24 protein-coding genes and 1 other RNA gene are annotated in these 23,862 nt (G+C 69.1%); 13 read left to right on the top strand and 12 right to left on the bottom strand.

The features are described from left to right. Position 1: 1 nt before the first annotated feature. Positions 2 to 370, bottom strand: a transfer-messenger RNA (tmRNA) gene (gene ssrA, locus ACKOQ4_RS00700). Between the two features lie 172 nt (positions 371 to 542). Between ssrA and ACKOQ4_RS00695 the strand changes: the two genes are divergently transcribed. Then, on the top strand, positions 543 to 1,346 hold the full coding sequence (locus ACKOQ4_RS00695; RefSeq protein WP_526287799.1) for a hypothetical protein: 804 nt from the start codon (positions 543 to 545) through the stop codon (positions 1,344 to 1,346). Here the strand turns inward: ACKOQ4_RS00695 and ACKOQ4_RS00690 are convergent. Beyond that, the gene (locus ACKOQ4_RS00690) at positions 1,326 to 3,056 is read right to left on the bottom strand and encodes a cadherin-like domain-containing protein (protein ID WP_526287797.1); all 1,731 of its coding nucleotides are present in this window, start codon (positions 3,054 to 3,056) and stop codon (positions 1,326 to 1,328) included. The genes ACKOQ4_RS00695 and ACKOQ4_RS00690 overlap by 21 nt on opposite strands. A 530-nt stretch (positions 3,057 to 3,586) precedes the next feature. Beyond that, positions 3,587 to 4,447, bottom strand: a complete 861-nt coding sequence (locus ACKOQ4_RS00685; protein ID WP_526287795.1) for a maleylpyruvate isomerase family mycothiol-dependent enzyme — start codon at positions 4,445 to 4,447, stop codon at positions 3,587 to 3,589. A 101-nt stretch (positions 4,448 to 4,548) separates the two neighbouring features. On the opposite strand from ACKOQ4_RS00685, the gene ACKOQ4_RS00680 reads away from it, so the two are divergent. Further along, positions 4,549 to 4,815, top strand: coding sequence for a hypothetical protein (locus ACKOQ4_RS00680; RefSeq protein ID WP_526287793.1), 267 nt, complete (start codon positions 4,549 to 4,551; stop codon positions 4,813 to 4,815). Positions 4,816 to 4,834: 19 nt separating this feature from the next. Here the strand turns inward: ACKOQ4_RS00680 and smpB are convergent, their stop codons facing one another. From smpB to prfB, 6 genes are read right to left on the bottom strand one after another with little or no spacing between them, the layout of a single operon-like run. Next, complete coding sequence (gene smpB / locus ACKOQ4_RS00675) at positions 4,835 to 5,341, bottom strand: SsrA-binding protein SmpB (RefSeq protein ID WP_526287791.1); 507 nt, start codon at positions 5,339 to 5,341, stop codon at positions 4,835 to 4,837. An 8-nt stretch (positions 5,342 to 5,349) separates the two neighbouring features. After that, on the bottom strand, positions 5,350 to 6,243 hold the full coding sequence (gene ftsX, locus ACKOQ4_RS00670) for a permease-like cell division protein FtsX (protein ID WP_526287789.1): 894 nt from the start codon (positions 6,241 to 6,243) through the stop codon (positions 5,350 to 5,352). Next, complete coding sequence (gene ftsE / locus ACKOQ4_RS00665) at positions 6,244 to 6,933, bottom strand: cell division ATP-binding protein FtsE (RefSeq protein WP_526287787.1); 690 nt, start codon at positions 6,931 to 6,933, stop codon at positions 6,244 to 6,246. It abuts the gene before it with no gap. 30 nt (positions 6,934 to 6,963) lie between these two features. Further along, positions 6,964 to 7,446 (bottom strand): Rv3103c family proline-rich protein, encoded by a 483-nt coding sequence (locus ACKOQ4_RS00660; RefSeq protein WP_526287785.1) that lies wholly within the window; start codon positions 7,444 to 7,446, stop codon positions 6,964 to 6,966. Then, complete coding sequence (locus tag ACKOQ4_RS00655) at positions 7,443 to 8,369, bottom strand: mechanosensitive ion channel family protein (RefSeq protein WP_526287783.1); 927 nt, start codon at positions 8,367 to 8,369, stop codon at positions 7,443 to 7,445. The genes ACKOQ4_RS00660 and ACKOQ4_RS00655 overlap by 4 nt, the downstream gene beginning before the upstream one ends. Positions 8,370 to 8,372: 3 nt before the next feature. Beyond that, positions 8,373 to 9,491 carry a peptide chain release factor 2 gene (gene prfB / locus ACKOQ4_RS00650; RefSeq protein ID WP_526287781.1) on the bottom strand — a complete coding sequence of 373 codons (1,119 nt, stop codon included), beginning with the start codon at positions 9,489 to 9,491 and terminating at the stop codon, positions 8,373 to 8,375. A 37-nt stretch (positions 9,492 to 9,528) separates the two neighbouring features. On the opposite strand from prfB, the gene ACKOQ4_RS00645 reads away from it, so the two are divergent. Continuing rightward, entirely contained in the window at positions 9,529 to 10,893 is a 1,365-nt protein-coding gene (locus ACKOQ4_RS00645) for an FAD-dependent oxidoreductase (RefSeq protein WP_526287779.1), read from the top strand. 81 nt (positions 10,894 to 10,974) lie between these two features. Here the strand turns inward: ACKOQ4_RS00645 and ACKOQ4_RS00640 are convergent, their stop codons facing one another. Together ACKOQ4_RS00640 and ACKOQ4_RS00635 are read right to left on the bottom strand one after the other, a co-directional pair. Then, complete coding sequence (locus ACKOQ4_RS00640) at positions 10,975 to 11,154, bottom strand: hypothetical protein (RefSeq protein ID WP_526287777.1); 180 nt, start codon at positions 11,152 to 11,154, stop codon at positions 10,975 to 10,977. 154 nt (positions 11,155 to 11,308) lie between these two features. After that, a complete protein-coding gene (locus ACKOQ4_RS00635) occupies positions 11,309 to 11,617 on the bottom strand; it encodes a hypothetical protein (protein ID WP_526287801.1) in 309 nt (102 codons plus the stop codon). A 27-nt stretch (positions 11,618 to 11,644) separates the two neighbouring features. Between ACKOQ4_RS00635 and hisN the strand changes: the two genes are divergently transcribed. The 3 genes from hisN to ACKOQ4_RS00620 all read left to right on the top strand — a co-directional run bounded on the left by hisN (position 11,645) and on the right by ACKOQ4_RS00620 (position 15,133). Beyond that, the gene (hisN, locus tag ACKOQ4_RS00630; RefSeq protein ID WP_526287775.1) at positions 11,645 to 12,439 is read left to right on the top strand and encodes a histidinol-phosphatase; all 795 of its coding nucleotides are present in this window, start codon (positions 11,645 to 11,647) and stop codon (positions 12,437 to 12,439) included. A gap of 85 nt (positions 12,440 to 12,524) precedes the next feature. Then, positions 12,525 to 13,916, top strand: coding sequence for an acyl-CoA dehydrogenase family protein (locus ACKOQ4_RS00625; protein WP_526287773.1), 1,392 nt, complete (start codon positions 12,525 to 12,527; stop codon positions 13,914 to 13,916). After that, positions 13,916 to 15,133 carry an acyl-CoA dehydrogenase family protein gene (locus ACKOQ4_RS00620; RefSeq protein ID WP_526287771.1) on the top strand — a complete coding sequence of 406 codons (1,218 nt, stop codon included), beginning with the start codon at positions 13,916 to 13,918 and terminating at the stop codon, positions 15,131 to 15,133. Before ACKOQ4_RS00625 ends, ACKOQ4_RS00620 begins: the two co-directional genes overlap by 1 nt. Before the next feature lie 151 nt (positions 15,134 to 15,284). Here ACKOQ4_RS00620 and ACKOQ4_RS00615 read toward each other — a convergent pair whose 3' ends face one another. Continuing rightward, positions 15,285 to 16,259, bottom strand: coding sequence for an alpha/beta hydrolase (locus ACKOQ4_RS00615; protein ID WP_526287769.1), 975 nt, complete (start codon positions 16,257 to 16,259; stop codon positions 15,285 to 15,287). A gap of 183 nt (positions 16,260 to 16,442) precedes the next feature. Between ACKOQ4_RS00615 and ACKOQ4_RS00610 the strand changes: the two genes are divergently transcribed. The 7 genes from ACKOQ4_RS00610 to ACKOQ4_RS00580 all read left to right on the top strand — a co-directional run. Further along, entirely contained in the window at positions 16,443 to 17,591 is a 1,149-nt protein-coding gene (locus ACKOQ4_RS00610; protein ID WP_526287767.1) for a homogentisate 1,2-dioxygenase, read from the top strand. Further along, positions 17,588 to 18,709: an alpha/beta hydrolase family protein gene (locus tag ACKOQ4_RS00605; protein ID WP_526287764.1), complete on the top strand. Its 1,122-nt coding sequence runs from the start codon at positions 17,588 to 17,590 to the stop codon at positions 18,707 to 18,709. The genes ACKOQ4_RS00610 and ACKOQ4_RS00605 overlap by 4 nt, the downstream gene beginning before the upstream one ends. Then, the gene (locus tag ACKOQ4_RS00600) at positions 18,706 to 19,905 is read left to right on the top strand and encodes a CaiB/BaiF CoA transferase family protein (protein ID WP_526287762.1); all 1,200 of its coding nucleotides are present in this window, start codon (positions 18,706 to 18,708) and stop codon (positions 19,903 to 19,905) included. The genes ACKOQ4_RS00605 and ACKOQ4_RS00600 overlap by 4 nt, the downstream gene beginning before the upstream one ends. Beyond that, a complete protein-coding gene (locus tag ACKOQ4_RS00595) occupies positions 19,902 to 20,798 on the top strand; it encodes a hydroxymethylglutaryl-CoA lyase (protein WP_526287760.1) in 897 nt (298 codons plus the stop codon). Before ACKOQ4_RS00600 ends, ACKOQ4_RS00595 begins: the two co-directional genes overlap by 4 nt. After that, positions 20,791 to 21,399, top strand: coding sequence for a TetR/AcrR family transcriptional regulator (locus ACKOQ4_RS00590; protein ID WP_526287758.1), 609 nt, complete (start codon positions 20,791 to 20,793; stop codon positions 21,397 to 21,399). The genes ACKOQ4_RS00595 and ACKOQ4_RS00590 overlap by 8 nt, the downstream gene beginning before the upstream one ends. Continuing rightward, a complete protein-coding gene (locus ACKOQ4_RS00585; RefSeq protein WP_526287756.1) occupies positions 21,400 to 22,638 on the top strand; it encodes an acyl-CoA dehydrogenase family protein in 1,239 nt (412 codons plus the stop codon). Then, the coding region (locus ACKOQ4_RS00580) for a phosphotransferase family protein (RefSeq protein ID WP_526287754.1) at positions 22,635 to 23,862 on the top strand (1,228 nt) is incomplete at its 3' end. The genes ACKOQ4_RS00585 and ACKOQ4_RS00580, both read left to right, overlap by 4 nt.

Below are 23,862 nucleotides of genomic sequence, written 5' to 3'. Positions count from 1 at the left end.
TCGGTGGAGCTGCCGGGAATCGAACCCGGGTCCTACGGCATTCCCTCAAGACTTCTCCGTGCGCAGTTCGCTATGTCTCTACTTGGATCTCCTGCTCACGCGAACAAGTCAGGATGACGATCCCAGTCGCTGTTGGTTGTTCCGTTCAGTCCCGCGACCGGACTGAGCGGTGGATCCCTCTAGCTGATGCCAGGGTCCGGGCCGAGGGCTCTCCCGGTCTGACAGACACACCGTCGCTTAGGCAGCGAGGGCGTAGTCGCGCTGATGAGAATCGGCGCTTAATTGGTTGCATCGACGCTTACGGTGGTCTCTTGCCTGCACCGGCACGCTTCCCTTGATTCGATGCGCGAAGTCGAAACCTTTCAGCCCCTCGCACCCCAGCCGATGGCTTCGGCCGGCTTTCCAATGGTACGTGAGGGTAACGACAAACCTGAAGCCATTAATTCCCCAGTCGGGCCTCGAAGTGGGCGGACGACACCGCATTGAGGCCGGTCGAGCCGCTCGCCGGTGCCGCGGGCCCCGCAGCCGCTAGATTGCAGCAGGTGGGACGAAACTGGTTGAGGGTCTCCGGCGCGGTGCTGGTGTGGACGGCGATGACGGGCTGCGGCACCGGCGCGGCGCCGACCGCCGGCGCACTTCCGGCCGATCAGATGGTGTTCATGGTGATGTCCTCTGGCGGTATGGCGCCGTCGGTCGTGGCGGCGCTGCAGTCCCCCGCGCTGGCCGTCTACGGCGGCGGCCGGGTGCTGTCCCGGGTGCAGGCCCCTGCGTTGCAACTGGTTCCCGGCAGCTACGAGTCCGCCGACGTCGGCGCCGGGGCGGTGCAGAGTTTCGTGGCAGCCGCACAGTCCGGCGGTGTGGTCGACGCGGGCACCGACTTCGGCACACCCCGGGTCACCGACCTGCCCACCACCACGGTCCTGCTGCACGGTGACGGCGGCGCCGCCGAGGTGCGGGTGTACGCCTTCGACGAGCAGTTCGAGGCCGATCTCAGCCCCGCCCAGCGCGATGCCCGCGGCAGGCTGCGGGCACTGATCGCGCAGGCCAATGCACTGGCCGCGGGTGCGGCGCGCTCCCCCTACGTCCCCGACAGCGTCGTCGTCAACGAGCCGCTGCCCGGGCGCAATCAGGAGCCGGCGACCACCGCCTGGCCCGGCCCGCCGCCGTCGAGTTTCATGGCCCCGACCCGAAACGGCCGGGTGATCGCCTGCGGGACGCTCAGCGGGGCCGACGCCCAGAGCGTCTACCGCGCGGCGCTGGCCAACCCCGGGGCGCGCTGGCTCGTCGACGGCGATACCCGGGTGTTGGGCGTCAATCCGGTGCCGCTACCGGTCAGCTGCGCCTGAGGTTCGCTTGCGCCGGCGCAGGAAGACAGCGCCGAACATCAGCAGCCCGGCCGCTGACGGCGACTTGACCGTGTAACCGATGTCTTTGAGAACGCCCAACTCGACGGGACTGAGGGTGCGGATGCCCGGTCCGGAGTCGGTCATCGCATTCATCATCACCGACCCGCCGCCGGTGAAGGTGTTGTCGTCCAGGTGCGATACCGAACTGCCTGATTCCCACGGACTCGGGGTGTACAGCGGCACCGGGCCTCCGTAGGCGGCGACGGCGTTGGGGCCGATGAAGTACAGGCCACCGCCGCCGCCGGTGAGGTTGGGATTGAAGCCGGTGCCGTACTTGTAGGTGCCGGGGTTGATGACGGCGGTCTTGGAATTGGTGGCGATGTACTTGTCGAAGACCGTCCAGATCGTGCCGTTGTTGAGCCCGGGGCGGTCGAAGTAGGACAGGAAGCCGTAGGCGTGCAGCAGTTCGTGCATCATGGTTGACCTGAAGTCGTACTCATCGCTGCCCACCGAATCGCCGTAGGCCCAATCGTTTCCGAAGTTCACCTCGATGGTGCCGTCGGCTTCCGAACCGTTGGCGTCCACGCCTTTGAGGATCTTGTTCTGCACGACCGTGTTGTAGAAACCACCTTTGGTGCCGGCGAGGTCACTGCCCGCCGAAGCCAGGGTCGGGGACTCCGGGGAGTCCTCCGCGGTGACGTCGAAGACGAGGGTGACCGGCTTGGAGACCACGATGTAGCCGTTGAGCGCATCCGCCGAGGACTGCAGTGCGCTCTTGGCCTCGGGCGTCCAGTAGGAGGAACCCGACCCGTAGTTGAAGACCACGGAGATCTTGGCGGGGGTCACGACGGTGGCCGCCGCCACCGGGACGGACACCGCCACCGGCGTGGACCCGCCGTAGCCGTCGGTGACGGTGACGGTGAAGGTGTCGGTCCCGGCCACCGCTGCACGGGCGCTGGCGTTCGGGGTGTAGGTGAACGCTCCGGTGCCGGTGTTGATGCTGACGGCGCCCTTGCCGGTGGCGGCCGGGGTGCTGTAGGTCAGCGTATCCTTGTCGGCGTCGGTGGCGGTGACGGACCCGGCCACCACCCCGGTGGTCGCGTTCGGGGTGCCCACCTTCGGTTTGCCGGCCACCGGCGCGGTGTTCCTCGGGGAGATCGCCACCGTGACGACCCTGCTGGTGGCCGCACCCTGGGTGTCGGTCACCGTCACTGTCACCGTGTCGGTGGTCGTCGCCGTGGTGGCACCGACCTTGGCGGCGGCGTGGCGTGCCGCGGCTGTCGGGGTGTAGGTGAACACCCCGGCAGTGCTGGGAGTGCTGACGGCGCCCTTGCTCGACGTCGTGGCCTTGAAGGCAAGCTTGGCGCCCTCGGGGTCGGAGGCCTTGACGGTTCCGGTCACCGCCCCGGTCCCGGAGTTGGGTGCGCTCAAGGTCACCGTGGAGATCACCGGCGCCTTGTTGACGACCACCGGCTTCCCGGCCACCGGCTTCCCGGCCACCGGCTTCTTGGCCTCCGCCCGCAGCGCCTGGCCGGTGGACACCGCTGCCGCGGCGGGGACCAGGGCGGCCACCAGGGCCGGATCGCGGCGCGCCGCGGCGAAGACCGCCCACGACACCGGCGAATCCAGCAGTGCTCCAGAGCCCGTCCGCAGCAACGGCGAGAGAACCGACCCGATCGCGGTGGCCGCTGCGGGCCGCGGCGCGGTCATCGCGGGTGCCTGTGCCGCTGTCGCCGGCATACTCGAAAACGCCTCTGCGACAACCGATGCCGCAACCCGCGCGGCCGCACGGGCCGGGGTGACCGCCTCAGTGACGGCCGGCGGTCGGGCCGGCGAGGAGAGGGCGAACATCGGAGTCCGCGCGGCGGCGGGGCCGGCCGGGGCCACGGCCTGTGCGGAGGGAATCCTGACAGCCGAATGCACGGTCGACGTCGCTCCCGGCGCCGGGCCGGGGTTGCGCCGCGCACGGCGGTCTGCGACCGGCACGCGCGGCCGCCCGGACGGGCGCGCGGCGCGGAAGCGATCCGGGGTATCCGGTCGAGTGGCGGTCGTCGCCGAATCCGGGGCGGCGGGCGAATCGGCCGCGGCCGGCGAAGAGTCCTCCGGGGAGGCCTGTGCGGCGCCTGCCGCCATCAGGCCCACACCGAGGGCTACGGCCAGGGCGCCGACACGGCCGATCACAAGTGGGGCGGACGTGGGACACCTCCCCCGGGCGTTGGTCTAGTCGGGTGCCGACCGGCTCAGATGACGTATGCGAGGTTCTCCACGATCCGGGCACCGGCTTCGGCATCTCCAGCGTAGCCGATTTCCTGAGAAGTACCTAATAAAAACGGGCGTCCGCCGGCCAGTCGGCTGAACTGCAGGCCGTCGAGCGTGATGGCAATGGTGGGCTCGTCGTCGCCGAAGCCGTCTACCAGCGTAGCTCTACCGCTTGCGCCATCCACAGCTACCCGGATATCCCGCGACACGGGGCCGGTCAGCCGCAGCAGCACCCGCGCTCCGGGCGGGGCTTTGCCCTTCTTCGCCACCACGAACCCCATGCTGGAGGCCATCTCGTCGAGGGCCAGCCGACCGTCCGGCCCGCCCAGCCGGACCTCGTCGGCGGGGCGGCCCACGGCCTCCCGGATGTCGTGCTCGTGCATCCAGCAGTCGAAGGTCCTCACCCGCATGAACCGCCCGTAGCTGTCCGGGCCGGCCGGGGTGAAGGTGACGGTGTTCCATTCCTCGACCGGCATGGCCGAGAGCATCGCCTTGCGCCGGGTGGAGACTTCCCGGAACTTGGCCAGCATGTTCCCCGGCGATTCCCCGCGCAGGTGCTCCACCCAGCGTTCGTTGAGCGCCCCGATCTCGTTGTGGACGTGCTCACGCGCCCCGGGGTTCCCGGGCGGCTCCGGGGTGGGGGTGCCCGAGAGCATCAGCTCGGTGCCGATGATGTGGGCGACGACGTCGTGCACCGTCCACCCGGGCAGCGACGTCGGGGTCTGCCACTGGTCGTCGGGCAGCTCGGCAAGCAGCGCTTCGATGGCGTCCCAGGACGCGAACAGTCCGGTCAGGGTCTGGTTCTTGTCCAGGACGGTGCGGGGGCGTTCAGCGTCGGCCATCCCGTGATGGTAGTTCAGCCCGATTCCATGATTCGGTCCAGATTCCTGGACGCTTCTTGCTATCGTTGGCCAACGATCGTTCACGGGGACAGGGGGGCGCGATGACGGCTGACCCGATTCTGCTCGCGCTCACCCGGGAGCGCGAGGCACTCACCATCGAACTTCGTTCGCTGGCAACCGATCTCGACGGGATCGACCGCGAATTGGCCGACCGAGCGTGGCGTCGTGACCGGATCCCCGGCGGAGTCATGACCGACCTCGAGTCCGAACGCGTCCGGCTCACCGCGAAACTACGCCGGTCGGCGGCCCGGCTGTGCCTCCTGGACCGCCGACTGGCCGAGGCCAGGACGACTGACGCAGTTCACTGATCGCGACCACCGCAGCGTTTCAGGACATGCCCTTGGCCCGGCGGCCCATTTCGCGGATCACCTCGCGCTGGGCGTCGCGGCGGGCGAGGTCCTGACGTTTGTCGCGCGCCTGCTTGCCGCGGGCCAGCGCGAGTTCCACCTTGACCCTGCCGTCGGTGAAATACATCGACAGCGGAACCAGCGCCAGGTTGCCGTCACGGATCTTGCCCACCAGCACGTCGATCTGACGGCGGTGCAGCAAAAGCTTGCGATTGCGCCGGGGGGCGTGGTTGGTCCAGGTGCCGTGGTGGTATTCCGGGATGTGCAGATTGCGCAGCCACACCTCGCCGTCGTCGACGGTGGCGAACGCGTCAGCCAGTGAGGCCTGGCCCTCACGCAGACTCTTGACCTCGGTGCCGGTCAGAACCACACCGGCTTCGAAGACCTCTTCGACCGAATAGTTGTGCCGGGCCTTGCGATTGGTGGCGATCACCCGTTTGCCGCCCTTGGCATCGCCGGACTTCTTCGCCGCCTTCTTGGCCGCCATCGACAGGGCTACTTCCGCACGTACAGCCGCAGCGTGACGTAGGCGGTGACAGCGGCCATCGCGACACCCACGCCGAACATGATCGGGGCGATGTAGAGGATGTCGGCGTAGTCGATCCTGGCGATCAGGTTCGCTTGATAGAACTGGTTGAGCGCGTTATCCAGGAACAGCGCCCGTACGACGATCAGTCCCAGGATGGCCAGGGCGACGCCGATCGTCGCGGCCAGCACCGCCTCCAGCAGGAACGGCAACTGGGTATACCACCGGGTGGCGCCCACCATTCGCATGATGCCGATCTCGGTGCGCCGCGTGTAAGCGGCGACTTGAACCATGTTGGCGATCAACAGGATCGCGCTGATCGCCTGAACCACCGCGATGGCGAAGGCGGCCCGGGACAGCCCGTCGAGCACCGCGAAGAGCCGGTCGATCAGGTCCTTCTGGTTGAGCACGTTGAGCACACCGGGCTGACCCTGCAGCGCGGCGTCGAAGTCCTTGTGCTGCTCGGGGTTGTTGAGCTTGACGATGAACGACGCCGGGAAGGAGTCCTTGCTGGCGACGTCCTTGTACTCCGGGAACTTGGTGACGGCGTCGTTGTAGGCGTCGTCCTTGTTCAGGAACCGGACCGACTTCACGTCGTCCCGGTTTTCGATGGTGGCGCGCAGCGTCTTACACGGGTCGCCGTCGCAGGTCAGGTCGTTGGCGGAGATGTCGTTGTCCAGGAACACCTGGCTCTCGACCCGGTCGAGGTAGATCTTGCGGGACTGGTCGGCCAGCCGCAGCACCAGCAGACCGCCGCCGAAAAGCCCGATGGAGATCGCCGTGGTGAGGATCATCGCGATGGTCATCGTGACGTTGCGACGAAGGCCGGTGACGACCTCGTTGACCAGGAAGCCGGCGCGCACCTAGCGGTCCATTCCGTAGACGCCGCGCTGCTCGTCGCGGACCAGCCGGCCCAGCGAGAGCTCCACCACCCGCTGGCGCATCGAATCGACGATGTGGTGGTCGTGGGTGGCCATCACCACGGTGGTGCCGGTCCGGTTGATCCGGTCGAGCAGGTCCATGATCTCCCGGCTGGTCTCCGGGTCGAGGTTGCCGGTCGGCTCGTCGGCCAGCAGCACCAGCGGCCGGTTGACGAAGGCCCGGGCGATCGCCACCCGCTGCTGCTCACCGCCGGACAGTTCGGCGGGCAGCCGGTTGGCCTTTCCGGACAGCCCGACCATGTCGAGCACCTCGGGCACCACCTGCTTGATCACATCGGGCTTCTTGCCGATCACCTCGAGAGCGAAGGCGACATTCTCCGACACCGTCTTCTGCTGCAGCAGTCGGAAGTCCTGGAACACGCAGCCGATGATCTGCCGCAGCTTGGGGATGTGCCGGCCGGAGAGCTTGTTGACGTGGAACTTCGACACCTGGATCTCACCGGACGTCGGCGTCTCCTCGGCCAGCAGCAGGCTCATGAAGGTGGACTTGCCCGACCCGGACGGCCCGATCAGGAAGACGAACTCACCCTTGTCGACCTTGAGGCTGACGTTGTCCAGGGCCGGACGGGCCGACGCCTTGTACTGCTTGGTGACGTGGTCGAGGGTGATCACGGCTCGCCAGTGTAGCCCGCGAAGCGGGGGCTACCCCGCCGACGCTGCCGGACTCGGCACCGCCTCGTCGGCCTGCGTCGAGGGCGCCAGCGCCCCCGGGGTCTCGGACGGCTGCTGGTCGCCGGCCCCCGGATTCGCCGGCGGGGCCGGGGTCGCCGCGCCCTCCGGGACGGTCGGCGGCGCCGGGGCCCCCGACACCGGTGACTCGCCCGGGCCCTCCGCCGGGGTGGCCGACGTCGGCGTCGAAGAGGTCGGCGTCGCGCTGGACGGGGTGGACGTGCGGCGCTGCACGTCGGTGCGCGGCACCCAGGTGTAGGACGGGTCCGGGATGAACCCCGGCGGCACCACCTCGCTGGCCGGCACCTGCTCGGGGTGCTGGTCGGGCTCATAGGTCTCATAGAGCCACCAGATGGCGCAGAAGACGATCAGCAGCACGGCCGTTGAGGTGCGGAGCCTGCCGCCCAGGATGTAGCCGGGCCAGCTCCGGCCCTCGCGTGGGGTTATCGGTTTCATGGCCGCGCCGCCTCCTGAGGAATCGGTGTGGCCTCGGCGCTGGTGACGATGCCGGCCCGGGCCAGGGCCGCGACCACCAGCAGCCGCAGCTGCCGGCCGACCTCGAATTGTTTGCCGGGCAGGCTGCGGGCCACCATCCGCAGGTTCACGGTGTCCAGTTCGATGCTCTCCACGCCCATCATCTGGGGCTTGTCGAGGAGCAGATCCTTCAGCAGCGGGTCCTGGCCGGCCCTGTCGCACACACCCTGCAGCACCTCGCTGACCTTGTTGAGGTCCGCGGAGGTCGGCACCGGGATGTCGACGACGGCGCGCGCCCAGTCCTTGGACAGGTTGAGCGTCTTCATGATCTGGCCGTTGGGGATGGTGTACATCTCCCCGTCCGGGGTGCGCAGCTTGGTCACCCGCAGCGTGACGTCGGTGACGGTGCCCAGCGCGTCATTGTTGGAGCCGAGCGTGAGCTGCACCAGATCGCCGAAGCCGTACTGCTTCTCGGTGATGATGAAGAACCCGGAGAGCAGGTCCTGGACCACCCGCTGCGCGCCGAAGCCCAGTGCGGCGCCCAGCACCGCCGCCGGGGCGACCAGCGAACTGACCGGCACCGCGAGAACTTCGGTGATCTCGACGAACACCATCACCACCAGAAGTGCGATGGCCACGTAGGAGGCCACCGACGCGACCGCCTGGCGGTGCTTGGCGCTCTCCGAGCGCACCAGCGCGTCGCTCGCCTTGAACCTGTTGTCGATGCGCCGGCTGACCCGGCCGGCCAGCCAGTTGATGAAGCGCGCGCCCAGCAGCCCGCCGATCAGCAGCAGCAGGACGTGCAGTCCGCGGGTGAGCAGCCACTCACCGACAGGACTGTGCAGGAAGTCATGCCAGCGCTCGTTGATCGGGTTGGCCAACGGGTGGGCCTGTAAGGCGGTCACAGCTCAGTCTTCGTCGTCTCGTCGGTTACGCCACCGGATTCCCGCTTCCAGGAATCCGTCGATGTCCCCGTCCAGCACGGCCGCCGGATTGCCGACCTCGTACTCGGTTCGCAGATCCTTGACCATCTGGTACGGGTGCAGAACGTAGGAGCGCATCTGGTTGCCCCACGAACTACCGCCGTCACCTTTGAGGGCATCGAGTTCGGCGCGTTCTTCCTGCCGCTTGCGTTCCAGCAGCTTGGCCTGGAGCACGCGCATCGCAGACACCTTGTTCTGGAGCTGCGACTTCTCGTTCTGACAAGTCACCACGATACCGGTCGGAACGTGGGTGAGTCGAACCGCCGAGTCGGTGGTGTTGACCGACTGCCCGCCCGGCCCGCTGGACCGGTAGACGTCGACGCGGACGTCGGTCTCGGGGATGTCGATGTGGTCGGTGGTCTCCACCACGGGCAGCACCTCGACTTCGGCGAAGGACGTCTGCCTGCGACTTTGGTTGTCGAAAGGGCTGATCCGCACCAGCCGGTGGGTGCCCTGTTCGACCGAGAGGGTTCCGTAGGCGAACGGGGCGTGCACCGCGAAGGTGGCGCTTTTTATGCCGGCCTCCTCGGCGTAGGACGTGTCGAACACCTCAACCGGGTAGTCGTGTTGCTCAGCCCACCGCAGGTACATCCGCATCAGCATCTCGGCCCAGTCGGCGGCGTCCACCCCGCCGGCCCCGGACCGGATGGTGAGCAGCGCCTCACGCTCGTCGTACTCCCCCGACAGCAGGGTGCGAACCTCCATCGCCTCGATGTCGGCCTGCAGCGACTTCAGTTCGGCGTCCGCCTCGGCGAGTGCCTCGGCGCCGGCCGCGCCCTGCTCCTCCTCGGCCAGCTCGTAGAGCACCGGGAGGTCGTCGAGGCGGCGGCGCAGGCCCTCGACCCGTCGCAGTTCGCCCTGTGTGTGGGACAGCTCACTGGTGACCCGCTGGGCGTTGGTCTGGTCGTCCCAGAGATTGGGGTCGGAGGCCTCACCCTCCAGCTTCTCGATCCGCGCACGCAGGCCGTCGACGTCGAGCACCCGCTCCACGGTGGTCAGCGTGGAGTCCAATGCTGCGATCTCTGACTGTCGGTCGAGGTCCACGGGTTCTCAGGGTACCGGCGCGACTACCATCGCCAGAATGCGTCCTTACTACGTCGCGATCGTCGGCGCCGGTCCGTCCGGTTACTTCGCCGCCGCGTCACTGCTGCGGTTCGGCGACTCATCGGTCGCCGACGGCGGACCGGATGTCCACATCGACATGCTCGAAATGCTCCCGACGCCTTGGGGATTGGTGCGATCCGGGGTGGCGCCGGACCATCCGAAGATCAAGTCGATCAGCCGGACCTTCGAGAAGACCGCCGCCGACCCCCGCTTCCGCTTCTTCGGCAATATCACTGTGGGACAGGATGTCTCGGCCGACGATCTCGCCGATCGCTACGACGCGGTGGTCTATGCCGTGGGCACCCAGTCCGACCGGACGATGGGGATCCCGGGCGAGGACCTGCCGGGCAGCGTGGCGGCGGTCGATTTCGTCGGCTGGTACAACGCCCACCCGCACTTCGCCGAGATGGCGCCGGATATCTCCACCGGCCGCGCCGTGGTCATCGGCAACGGCAACGTCGCCATCGACGTCGCCCGCATCCTGGTGACCGACCCCGATGTGCTGGCCAAGACAGACATCGCCGACCACGCACTGGACGCGCTGCGCGAACGCGGGGTGTCGGAGGTGGTGATCGTCGGCCGCCGCGGTCCCCTGCAGGCGGCCTTCACCACCTTGGAGATCCGGGAACTCGGCGAGTTGGAGGGCGTCGACGTCATCGTCGACCCGGCCGACCTGGCCGGCATCAGCGACGAGGACGCCACCGCCGCCGGCAAGACCGAGGCCGCCAACATCAAGGTGCTGCGCGACTACTCGACCCGCTCGCCGCGGGAAGGCCACCGCCGCATCGTCTTCCGGTTCTGCACCTCGCCGGTGGCGATCCACGGCGCCGAGCGCGTCGAGGAGATCGTGCTGGGCCGCAACGAACTCGTCGAGCACGACGGCCGGATGGTGGCGCGCGACACCGAGGCGCGCGAGACCCTGCCGGTCAACCTGGTGGTGCGGGCGGTGGGCTATCACGGCGTGCCGGTGCCCGGACTGCCCTTCGACGACAGCCGGGGCACCATCCCGCACACCGGGGGCAAGGTGACCGGCCGGTCCAACGACTACGTGACGGGCTGGATCAAGCGCGGGCCGTCCGGGGTGATCGGGACTAACAAGAGCGACTCGCAGGACACCGTCGAAAACCTGTGGGAGGACCTGACCGGCGAGCCGGCACGGGAGGTCGGGCCGGACTACGCCGACGAACTGGCCGCCTGGCTGGCCGCGCAGCAGCCGGCGTTGATCACCGGGGACCACTGGCTGGCGATCGACGCCCACGAGCGCGCCGCCGGGGAGCCGCACGGCCGGCCCCGGGTCAAGCTGGCCCGGGTCGACGACCTGCTGCGCGTGGGCCGCGGCTAGGCAATCGACATCCCCCGAAGGCGACTTCGGGACGGGAAGGTGGCCGCCGGTCGTCGATCACGACGCCGGGCGGCCGGATATTTACGCCGCGCTGCGCCAGCGGGCCTGGTAGGCGGCGATTTCGTGCGGCTCATCCATCGCGGCGTTGATCATCGCCTTCTCGCGCCTGATCACCGCACGCAGGGTGAGGGTGATCAGCACGATCATGACGACGGCCGTGAAGATGATGAACAACGGTGTGGTTGCGAGGTTCTGAATCATTTTTTCCCCGATCCTCCTGCGCCTGCGGTGGAACACCCGACGCTGCTTTCCATGGTCAGAGCCGCAATCGGGTTTGAGAAGCGGAAAAGAATGACGAATTTGTGACGGAGGTCACAAAGGGGGCGTCACAGGGGGCGTGACGAAGGTCGTGGGGTCAGGCGAAGAACCACTTATCCGGGTTGGTCGGCGCGTAGACCACCGGCATCAGCTGGCCCATGGCGGGCCAGTTCGCGGCGTCGACCGCCATCCGCTGGTAGACCACGTGCTCACTCACGCCGGGCCCGGTGATCACCCCGCTGATGGTGACGAAGTGCTCGCCGGGTTCGTCCGGCCGGGGACTGACCCCGGTCACCAGCAGCGTGCCCTGCGCCATTTCCCCGCGCGGGCCGCGCCGGGCCATCAACCGGGGACCAAGCACCAGGGCCAGCGCTCCGAGGATCAACAACAGCACCGCGAACTCCATCACAGCGGCCATGGTAGGACTGCAGCCATGGCGGCCGAGGGTGTAGCCCGGGATCTGGACCTCGCGCTGAGCATGGCAGCCCGTGCCGACGCCATCACCACGGCCCGGTTCGGCGCCCTGGATCTGCGTATCGACCACAAACCGGACCTGACCCCGGTCACCGACGCAGACGAGGCCGTTGAGGCCGACCTGCGCGCGGTTCTCGCCCGGCAGCGACCCGGCGACGACATCCTCGGCGAGGAGCAGGGCGGCAGGCCGGCACTGTCCGGCCGCCAGTGGGTGATCGACCCGATCGACGGCACCAAGAACTTCGTGCGCGGAGTTCCGTTGTGGGCCAGCCTGATTGCCCTGCTGGAGGACGGCGTGCCCACAGTCGGCGTGGTGAGTGCACCGGCGCTGGGCCGGCGCTGGTGGGCCGGGCGCGGCCTGGGCGCCCACGCCGCGGTCGGCGACGGCCCGCCGCGGCGGCTGTCAGTGAGCGCGGTGGCCGACCTCGGATCGGCCAGCCTGTCGTTCTCCAGCCTGTCGGGCTGGTCGCAGCGGGGACTGCGGGAGCGCTTCGTCGCGCTGACCGACGCGGTGTGGCGGGTCCGGGCCTTCGGCGACTTCTACTCCTACTGCCTGGTGGCCGAGGGCGCGGTGGACATCGCCGCCGAACCGGAGGTGAAGCTGTGGGACCTGGCCCCGCTGGACCTGATCGTGCGCGAGGCCGGCGGGGTGTTCACCGATCTGGACGGCGTCCCCGGGCCGCACGGCGGCAGTGCGGTGGCCACCAACGGCCTGCTGCACCCGGGGGTGCTCACGGCGCTGTCCGGCGTGTGAGCTTGGTTACAGACGACCATTACCTTACTCCGGAGTAAGATACGGTCTCATCCACACACCCCCGCGCAACCCCGAGGCAGTCGCGATGACCAACACCCTCCCCTCCCGTCACTCCGAACGCGCCCGGGACAGCGCCATCGGCCAGTACCGGCATCGTCGTTCCGCCGCCGACATCGGCCTGGCCGTGCTGATGCCGCTGCTCGGCCAGGATTTCCTGGATCGCCACGGGCTGCGGGTGCCGCTCAACCGGGGTCTGAAATACGGCGTCCGGCAGGCGTACTCCGCCGCCGCGGCGTCCAAGCGGCAGTTCCAGAAGATCCAGGGCGGAGGGAAGCCGGCCACCCGGCTGCCGCACAGCACGGCCGACTACTTCGACCTGACCCCCGACGACGACCAGAAGATGATCGTCGAGACGGTCAAGGAGTTCGCCGAGGAGATCCTGCGACCGGCCGCACGCGACGCCGACGACGCCGCCGCCTACCCGGCCGGGCTGATCGCCAAAGCCGCCGAACTCGGAGTCACCGCGATAAACGTGCCCGAGGATTTCGACGGCATCGCCGAGCAGCGCGGGTGCGTCACCAACGCCCTGGTGGCCGAGGCGCTCGCGCACGGCGACATGGGACTGGCGCTGCCGATCCTGGCCCCCGGCGGTGTGGCTTCCGCGCTGACGCACTGGGGCAGCGCCGACCAGCAGGCCAGCTATCTGAAGGAGTTCGCCGGCGACAACGTCCCGCAGGCGTGCCTGGCCATCGCCGAGCCGCACGCGCTGTTCGACCCCACCATGCTCAAGACCACTGCGACGCGCACACCGAGCGGCTACCGGCTCGACGGGGTGAAGTCATTGGTGCCCGCGGCCGCCGACGCCGAATTGTTGGTCGTCGCAGCACAACTCAACGGATCACCGGCGTTGTTCATCGTCGAGGCCGACACCCCCGGGCTGACGGTGAGGGCCGACCGCAGCATGGGCCTGCGCGCCGCGGCCCTCGGGCAGGTGGAACTCACCAAGGTCACGGTTCCGCTGTCGGCCAGACTCGGCGAGGGCGGCGCCGCCGAGGCCGACCACGCCCGTGACTACTCCGAGGCGATCGCACTGTCGCGGCTGGGCTGGGCGGCGCTGGCGGTGGGCACCGCACAGGCCGTGCTGGACTACGTGATTCCCTACGTCAAGGAGCGCGAGGCGTTCGGCGAGCCGATCGCCCGCCGGCAGTCCGTGGCGTTCATGTGCGCCGACATCGCGATCGAACTGGAGGGTCTGCGCCTGATCACCTGGCGCGGCGCCGCCCGCGCCGACCGGGGCCTGCCCTTCGCCCGCGAGGCCGCCCTGGCCAAGAAGTTCGGCAGCGACAAGGGCATGCGGATCGGCCTGGACGGGGTGCAACTGCTGGGCGGGCACGGCTACACCAAGGAACATCCGGTCGAACGCTGGTACCGGGATCTGCGATCTATCGGCGTCGCCGAAGGAGTGGTGGTTCTGTAATGGCAATCAACCTGGAACTGCCCCGCAAGCTCGAGGCCGTCATCGAGATGGCGCACACCGGCGCCGCGGAGTTCATGCGTCCGATTGCGCGCAAGTACGACCTCCACGAGCACGCCTACCCCGTCGAACTGGACACCCTGACCAAGATGTTCGAGGGCGTCGCCGCCTCCAACACGGTCTCCTTCGTCGGGACCGAGGCGTTCCGCGACGGTGACGACGAGGCGCCGAAGGGAAACATCAACGGCGGCAACATGTCCGCACTGCTGAACGTGCTGGAGGTCTCCTGGGGCGACGTCGCCCTCATGTTGTCGATGCCGCGCCAGGGCCTGGGCAACGCGGCGATCAACGGCGTGGCCACCGACGAGCAGCTGGCCAGGCTGGGCAAGGACGTGTGGGCTGCGATGGCGATCACCGAGCCGTCCTTCGGTTCGGACTCCGCGGCGGTGTCGACGACGGCGGTGCTCGACGGCGACTCCTACGTCATCAACGGCGAGAAGATCTACGTCACCGCCGGATCACGGGCCTCCCACATCGTGGTGTGGGCGACGCTGGACCGCTCCAAGGGCCGCGCCGCCATCAAGTCGTTCATCGTCCCGCGCGACCACCCCGGCGTCACCGTCGAGCGCCTCGAGCACAAGCTCGGCATCAAGGCCTCCGACACCGCGGCCATCCGTTTCGACAACGTGCGGGTGCCCAGGGAGAACCTGCTCGGCAGCCCGGAGATCCAGGTGGAGAAGGGCTTCGCCGGGGTGATGGAGACCTTCGACAACACCCGCCCCATGGTGGCCGCGATGGCCGTCGGGCTGGCCCGCGGCGCGTTGGAGGAACTGCGCAGGATCCTCACCGACGCCGGCGTGGAGATCTCCTACGACAAGCCCGCACATGCCCAGAGCGCGCCCGCGGCGGAGTTCCTGCGCATGGAGGCTGACTGGGAGGCCGCCTACTTGCTGATCCTGCGCTCGGCGTGGCAGGCCGACAACGGCATCCCCAACTCCAAGGAGGCCTCGATGGGCAAGGCCAAGGCCGGCCGGGTGGCCAGCGACATCACCCTCAAGGCCGTCGAATTGGCCGGCACCACGGGCTATTCCGAGCAGACCCTGTTAGAGAAGTGGGCGCGGGATTCGAAGATCCTCGACATCTTCGAGGGCACCCAGCAGATCCAGCTGCTGGTCGTGGCGCGTCGGCTGCTCGGGTTGAGTTCAGCCGAGCTGAAGTAGTTCGCCGCGCCTCTCGCCGACCTCCCGCGAGATCGACATCACGGCTGTTTCACACCGCGAATCACGACCCTCAGGGCGATCTCGACGATGAGACGAAAGCGAGACGAAAGCGGCCCCCGGCCTGACGCCGGGGGCCGCTTTCGAATCGCCGCTAGCCCTTGAGGACGCGCTGCAGATCGGGCTTCATCGCCTGGAGCTCGCGGCCCCAGTAGGCCCAGTTGTGCGTGCCGTTGTCCGGGAAGTTGAACACGCCGTTCTTCCCGCCGGCCGCGAGGTAGTTGTCGCGGAAGGTGCGGTTGGTGCGGATGGTCAGGCCCTCCAGGAAGGTGGCCGGCAGGTCGCCGCCGCCGAGCTCGTTGGGCTGGCCGTTGCCGCAGTACACCCACAGCCGGGTGTTGTTGGCGACCAGCCGCGGGATCTGGACCATCGGGTCGTTGCGCTGCCAGGCCGGGTCGCTGGACGGGCCCCACATGTCGTCGGACTTGTAGCCGCCGGCGTCACCCATCGAGACGTTGATCAGGCCCGGCCACCAGCCCTCGGAGGGGTTCAGGAAGCCCGACATCGACCCGGCGTAGATGTACTTGTCCGGGTGCCAGGCGGCCAGGGTCAGCGAGGCCGAACCGGCCATCGACAGGCCGATGGCGGCCATGCCGGTCGGCCGGACCTGACGGTTGGCGGCCAGCCAGGCCGGCGCCTCCTGGGTCAGGAAGGTCTCCCACTTGTAGGTCGAGCACCCGGCCTTGCCGCACGCGGGCCGGTACCAGTCGGAGTAGAAGCTGGACTGCCCGCCCACCGGCATCGAGATCGACAGGCCCGAGTCCAGATACCACTCGAAGGCCTGGGTGTTGATGTCCCAGCCGTTGTAGTCGTCCTGTGCGCGCAGGCCGTCGAGCAGCCAGACGTTGGGCGAGTTCTCGCCGCCGCTCTGGAACTGCACCCGGATGGTCTTGCCCATTCCGGCCGACGGAACGTCGAGATACTCGACCGGGAGGCCGGGACGGGAGAACGCGCCCGCGGTGGCCGTTTCGCCGGCCAGGCCGACCAGGCCGGGCAGAGCCGCCGCGGCGACCGCCGACACGGCGATCCGTCGCGACCAGTTCCGCACCTTGTCGAAGACAGACTTCACCAAGACACCCTTGCTTTCTGTGAATTCCACGCTTGATCGAACTGCAGAGGGAAGTAAAACATGATAACGACGGCGTTTGAAACTCAGACCCCGTTGCCGAGTCGTGATTTTCCCTTGTCCGCGGCCTGAACAAAAACTAAAGTCACTTTCAGTTTTCCAGACCGCCCGGCCTCAGGAGCTTCCATGGAATCCTTCGTCCACCTGCGCAAAGGCACCACCCCGCGGCGGATGCACGCCGACCTCGACGGCCTCAAGGACGACGAGTTGGGGCGCGAGGGGTTCACCGGGCGGACCGCCAATTTCCTGCGCCGCCACGACCCCACCGCCTTCCGCGCGTCCGGGCCGCTGCGGCCGGTCGACGTGCTGGCCGACCAACTCAAGCCCGACGACGCCTCCGACCCCGCGGGTGGGCCCCTGCTGCTGTTCTCCAACGCCGACTGCCGGATCTCGCTGAGCCGGCGAACCGCGCCGATGCCGTTCTACGTCCGCTACATCGACGGCGATCTGCTCTGCTTCGTCCACGCCGGCAGCGGTCACCTGGAGACCGAGTTCGGACCGCTGAGCTACCGCAGCGGGGACTGGATCTATCTGCCCAAGGCCTGCACCTGGCGCCAGATTCCCGACGATGGCGCGGACGCGGGCAACGGCGCCTGGCTGATGATCCAGGCCGACGAGTTCCGCACGCCGCCGGCCGGACCGCTGGGGCGGCACTGGCCGTTCGACCCGGGCCTGGCCACCATCCCCGAACCGGCGGCGCTCGACGACGACGGACGCGAGCACTACGAGGTGCGTCTGGTCCACCAACCGGTGGACGGCGTCGGGTCGACCACGCTGTTCTACAAGCACAACCCCCTGGACGTCGAAGGCTGGCGCGGCGACAACTTCCCGTTCACCTTCAACATCGCCGACTACAACGTGATCACCTCCGACAGCGTGCACCTGACGCCCATGGTCCATCTGTTCATGCAGGCGACCGGGGTCTACGTGTGCAACTTCCTGCCCCGGCCGGCCGAGACCGTGCCCGGCACCGAGCGCACCCCCTGGTATCACCGCAACGTCGACTTCGACGAGATCGCCTTCTTCCACGGCGGCTCGCTCTACGGCGCGCCGATGCCGCCCGGACTGATCAGCCACGCTCCCCAGGGCGTGCACCACGGGGCCCCGGAGAAGGTGCGCGAACGCACCCGGCGCAAGTTCGACGATTACGACTCGGTGGACTGGAAGGTGATCGCCGTCGACACCAGCCGGCGGCTGACGCCGTCCGACGCGGTGCTGGCCGCCGACCTGGGAGCGGCAAGGGACGCGGCAGCGGGCTCGGGTCAGCATTCGTGAGATATGAGCGCATCCCGTATCTGGTTGCCTTCCAGAACAACTCGGGTGTCCGCGACGTCTACGGCGGCCTGGCCGAGATCGTCGTGCTGGAGTGCTATCTGCTCAAACCCGAGACCCCGAGCACTACCGTCCTGGTGTTCATGCACCCGATCGGCGGCGGCGCTTACCTGCCGATGGTCAACGCACTGGCCCGGGCCGGCCACCACGTCATCTACGCCAACAGCCGGTTCCGCGGCACCGACTCCGCGCTGATCATGGAGAAGGTGGTCGAAGACCTCGGCGAGGTGATCTCCGACGCGACGCATCGGCTCGGCTACTCGACGGTGGTGCTGGCCGGCTGGAGCGGGGGCGGCTCGCTGTCGCTGTACTACCAGCAGCAGGCGCAGTCCCTCGGCTACATCCCCGCCGACGGGATCATGCTGCTGGCCGCGCACGTCAGCCGGCACGGCACGCTCACCGAGTGGCTGGACGCCTCGATCCTCGACGAGTCCGACCCGACCCGGCGCGACCCCGAGTTGGACCTCTACAACCCCGACAACCCCAACCAGCCGCCGTACACACCGGAGTTCCTGGACCGCTACCGCCGGGCCCAGATCGACCGCAACCGGCGGATCACCGCCTGGGTCAAGGACACACTGGCCCGACTGAAGTCCGACGGCCGCGACGACGAGGAGTTCTGCTTCGTCGTGCACGGCACCATGGCCGATCCGCGCTGGCTGGACCCGGCCGTCGACCCCAACGACCGGACGCCCGGCACCTGCTATCTGGGCGACCCGCGGGTGGTGAACAACTCCCCCATCGGCCTGGCCCGGTTCTGCAGCCTGCGCAGCTGGCTGTCGCAGTGGAGCTACGACGACGCCCGTGCCGACGGTGTCACCTGCGGCCCGGACATCGCCGTGCCCACCCTGGTGATCGGCAACCTCGCCGACGACGCCTGCACCCCCAGCCACACCAGGCGGCTGTTCGATGCGGTCGGGTGCCCGGACAAGGAGATGCATGAGATCGCCGGAGCCAACCACTACTACGCCGGTCCCGACCAGCGCGAGACCCTGGCCAAAGCGGTCGGCATCGTGACGGACTGGCTTGGCCGGCATGGCTTTTCAGAGGTCGCGCCGTGACCGGGGCGTTGGACGGTATCCGTGTCCTGGAGGTCGGCACGCTGATCTCCGGCCCGTTCGCCGGCCGACTGCTCGGCGACATGGGCGCCGACGTCATCAAGATCGAACCGCCCGGCTCCCCCGACCCGCTGCGCACCTGGGGCCAGGCCGAGGTCGACGGCCACCACTTCTTCTGGACCGTGCACGCCCGCAACAAGCGCTGCGTCACGCTCAACCTTCGAAGCCCACGCGGTCGCGAGCTGTTCTGCGAACTCGTCGAGTGCAGCGACATCGTCGTGGAGAACTTCCGGCCCGGGACGCTGGAACGCTGGGATCTGGGCTATGACGTTCTGCGGCAACGCAACCCGGGTCTCATCCTGGTGCGGGTGTCCGGCTACGGCCAGACCGGTCCGGACGCCGGGAAGGCCGGCTACGCCTCGGTCGCCGAGGCGGTGTCGGGGCTGCGGCACATGAACGGCTTCCCCGGCGGTCCCCCGCCCCGGCTCGCGCTGTCCCTCGGCGACACCCTGGCCGGGATGTTCGCCGCCCAGGGCGCGCTGGCGGCGCTGTACCGGCGCACGGTCACCGGCGAGGGTCAGGTGGTCGACACCGCCCTGACCGAGGCCTGCCTGGCGGTGCAGGAGTCGACCATCCCCGACTACGACGCCGGCGGCGTGGTCCGCGGGCCGTCGGGCACCCGGCTGGAGGGCATCGCGCCGTCGAACATCTACCAGAGCGCCGACGGCAGCTGGGTGGTGATCGCCGCCAATCAGGACACCGTGTTCCGCCGGCTGTGCGAGGCCATGGGGCAACCCGGCCTCGCCGAGGACGAGAGGTTCGTCGACCACGGCGCGCGCGGGCGCAACCAGGACGAGCTCGACGCCATCATCGCCGGCTGGGCGCGCGAGCGTCAGCCCGGGTACATCATCGAAACCCTCAGCGCCGCAGGGGTGATCGCCGGTCCGATCAACACCGTCGCCGAGGTGGTCAGCGATCCGCAGTTCCGCGCCCGCGGGATGCTGGTCGAGCACTACGACGAGGGCGCCGGGCGCACGGTACTGGGGCCCGGCGTCGTGCCCGTGCTGTCGGAGACCCCGGGCGGGGTGCGCAGCGCCGGCCCGGCCCGGCCGGGCCGGCACAACGCCGAGGTCTACGGCGAACTACTGGGCCTTGGCGCCGACGACCTCGCCGCACTGACCGAACAAGGAGTCCTGTGAGCACCCACGTCACCATCCGCGAGGTCGCCCTGCGCGACGGTCTGCAGATCGAGGCGCCGATCCCGTTGCCGGCCAAGCTCGAACTGCTGGCCGCGATCGCGGCCACCGGGGTGCGCGAGGTCGAGGCCACCGCCTTCGTCTCGCCGTCGAAGGTGCCCGCGATGGCCGACGCCGCCGAACTGGCGGCCGCACTGGGCGACTATCCCGAGATCGACTTCTCGGCGCTGGTGGCCAGCCCCAACGGCGCGCACCGCGCCATCGCGGCGGGATTCCGCTCGGTGGAGTACGTGGTGTCGGCCTCCGACGGGCACAGCAGGGCCAACGTCGGGCGCAGCAGCGCCGAGGCCTGCGCGCAGATCGCCGACATCGTCGCGATCGCCCACGACGCGGGCGCCAGCGTCGAGGTGATCATCTCCACGTCCTGGGACTGCCCCTTCGACGGGCCGACCGACCCGCGGCGGGTGCTCGACGTCGTCGACGCCGCGTGCGGGGACGGCGCCGACCGGATAGCGATCGCCGACACCATCGGCACCGCCACCCCCGGCCGGGTCACCGCACTCGTCGGGCAGGTGCTGCCACGGGTCGGGGCGCGGCCGCTGGGCGCGCACTTCCACAACACCCGTGGCACCGGCCTGGCCAGCGCCTGGGCCGCGGTCAGCGCCGGGGTGCGCAGGCTGGACTCGTCGGTGGGTGGCCTGGGCGGCTGCCCCTTCGCGCCGGGGGCCAGCGGCAACATCGCCACCGAGGACCTGGTCTACATGCTGCGCGACAGCGGGATCGGGGTCGACGTCGACCTGGCTGCCGCCATCGACGCCGCGCGGGTGGCCCAGTCGGTGATCGGCCATCCGCTGCCCAGCGCCCTGCTGCGGGCCGGAGACCGGGCTCATGACTGACCTCGCGGTGCGGCCGCTGAGCAGCAAGGGCAGACAGACCCGGCAGGCCATTGAGGACTCCGCCCGGGCCCTGTTCGCCGACAGGGGTTTTCACGGCACCACACTGGCCGACATCACCGCCGCGGCCGGTCGTTCCACCGCGGTGTTCTATCGGTACTTCGCCGACAAGGAGGACCTGCTGGCCGCCCTGGCCGAGGACTTCCTGGGTGAGGTGGTCGACGTGCCGAAGTTCGCCGACGACACCGACTTCTTCGCCGCCGCGGTCGGCGTCTACTGGGACATGTTCAAACCGAACATCGGCGTCATGCTCGCCGTCGACCAACTCGCCGCCACACAGCCCAGATTCGCCGCCCTGCAGAACCGATTCCGCCGGTTCGGAATGGACATCGTGGGCGGTTCGGTGCGGCGGGCGCAGCAGCAGGGCTACGCCGCCGAACTCGACGCCGACCACGTCGCCCTCGCGATCACCCTGCTCTTCGAGCGATTCACCAGCGTCAGCCTCTCCCAGGGCCTGTCCGACGCCGACGCCTTGAGCACCCAGTCCACCATCTGGCGAAAGACCCTCTACGGCCAAACCAAGGGCCAAACCAAGGAGAACTAGGTGGATTTCACTCTGCCCCAACATCTTCCCCCGCTGCTGGCCGAGATGGACGCCTTCATAGAAGCGGAGATCAAGCCGCTGGAGCTCGAGCACGTGCAGTACTTCGACCGCCGCCGCGAGTTCGCCCGCACCGACCTCGACAACGGTGGCGTCCCGCGCCGGGAATGGGAGGACCTGCTCGACGAGATGCGCCGACGCGCCGACGCCGCCGGCTGGCTGCGCTACGGCCTGCCGTCGAAGTTCGGCGGGCGCGACGGCAGCAACCTGGACATGGCGGTGATCCGGGAACACCTGGCGCACAAGGGACTCGGCCTGCACAACGACCTTCAGGACGAGTCCTCGATCGTCGGGAACTTTCCCCAGGTGATCATGATGGACCGGTTCGGCACCCCCGAGCAGAAGGCCGAATGGATCGAGGCCATGTTCACCGGCGAACGATCCATGGCCTTCGGCCTCACCGAGCCCGACCACGGCAGCGACGCCACCTGGCTGGAGACCACCGCTGTTCGCGACGGCGACGGCTGGCTGATCAACGGCTCCAAGCGGTGGAACACCGGCGTCCACCGGGCGACTCACGACCTGGTGTTCGCCCGCACCTCCGGTGCGCCCGGACAGGCGCTGGGCATCACCGCGTTCCTGGTGCCCTGCGACGCCGAGGGTTTCGAGGTGCCCTACTACTGGTGGACCTTCAACATGCCCACCGACCACGGTGAGGTGACTCTGCACGACGTGCGGGTGCCCGCCGGGGCGGTGCTCGGCGAGGTCGACCGCGGGCTGGAGGTGGCCCAGACGTTCCTGCACGAGAACCGGATCCGCCAGGCAGCCAGCAGCCTCGGCGCCGCGCAGTACTGCATCGACCGCGCTGTCGACTACGCCCGCAGACGCGTCACCTTCGGCAAGCCGCTGGCGGTCAACCAGGCCGTGCAGTGGCCGCTGGTGGAGTTGCAGACCGAGGCGCAGATGGTGCGACTGCTGGTCTACTACGCCGCCTGGGAACTCGACCGCAACCACCATCTCGAGGTGTCCGACAAGGTGTCGATGGCCAACTACCGGGCCAACCGGCTGGTCTGCGAGGCCGCCGACCGGGCCATGCAGATCCACGGCGGCATCGGCTACAGCCGCCACGAACCCTTCGAGCACATCTACCGCCACCACCGCCGCTACCGGATCACCGAGGGCGCCGAGGAGATCCAGATGCGCCGTGTCGCCCAGCGCATGTTCAAGTTCGGCCGTTCGTGACGCCAGCCCTTGTCGCTCTTCTCGCGCCGCTGTTCGGCGACGACGTGTCGGTGCGGAATCTGCGGGTGCTCACCGGCGGGGCGAGCCGGACCACGTACGCGTTCGACGCGGTCACCGGCACCGGTAGCCATGCCCTGATCCTGCGCACCGCCCCGCCGGCCGAGCACTACGCGGGCCTGGAACTCGAGGCGGCGGCCCAGGCCGCCGCGGCGGACGCCGGCGCACCGGTGCCCCGGATCCTGATCGCCTCGGATTCCACTTCTCCCCTTGGTGACCCGTTCCTGCTGTGCGAGGAAGTCGCCGGGGAGACGATCGTGCGCCGTATCCAGCGCGGTCTCGACGACACCGGACGCGGCCGGCTGCTCGAGCAGTGCGCCGGCGCACTGGCCGCCATCCACCGCGCTTCCACCGACGCCCCGGGTCTGGCCGAGCTTGACCAGCTCGCCCAGTACCGGGGGCGTCTTGACGAGATGGGCGACACCACAGCAACTTTCGAGTGGGCGTTCCGCTGGCTGGCGCAGCACCGGCCGGCGGCGTCCGCGCCGGTGCTGGTGCACGGCGACTTCCGGATGGGCAACCTGATCGTCGACGGCAGCGATCTGAAAGCCGTGCTGGACTGGGAACTGGTGCACGTCGGGGAGATCTACGAGGACCTGGCGTGGTTCTGCGTGCGGGCCTGGCGCTTCGGCGCCCCCGCGGAGCTGGCCGCCGGCGGGCTGGGCAGCATCGATGACTTCCTCGCCGGCTACCGGCGGGCCGGCGGCGCCGCCGTCGACCGCGAGACCCTGCACTGGTGGCAGGTGCTGGCGACCCTGAAGTGGGGCGTGATCTGCCGCGTGCAGGCCGAACGCCACCTGTCCGGGGAGACCCCGTCGGTGGAACTGGCGGCGATCGGCAGGCGGGTGTGCGAGAACGAGTGGGACATCCTGGACCTGCTGAGCGGCCCGACGATGCCGCCGACTGAGCCGCCCCCGGTGCCGCCCCGGCCCCTTCCGGAGCGCGACATCCGCGGCGGGCTGCACGGGCGGCCGACCGCCGCCGAGTTGGTCGCCGCGGTGGCGGGTTTCCTCGACGGCGAGGTCCGGGCCGGCACCACCGGCGCGGTCAACTTCCACGCCCTGGTCGCCGCCAACGCGCTGCGCATCGTCGAACGTGAGCTGCTCGACGACACCGCCGCCGAACCGCTGGCCGCGCTCCGCCGACTGGGATATCCGAGCGAAGCCG

Origin of the sequence: Mycobacterium sp. (assembly GCF_046095365.1) — a bacterium.
Classification (GTDB): Bacteria; Actinomycetota; Actinomycetes; order Mycobacteriales; family Mycobacteriaceae; genus Mycobacterium.
This window is presented reverse-complemented; position numbering and strand designations above follow the sequence as displayed.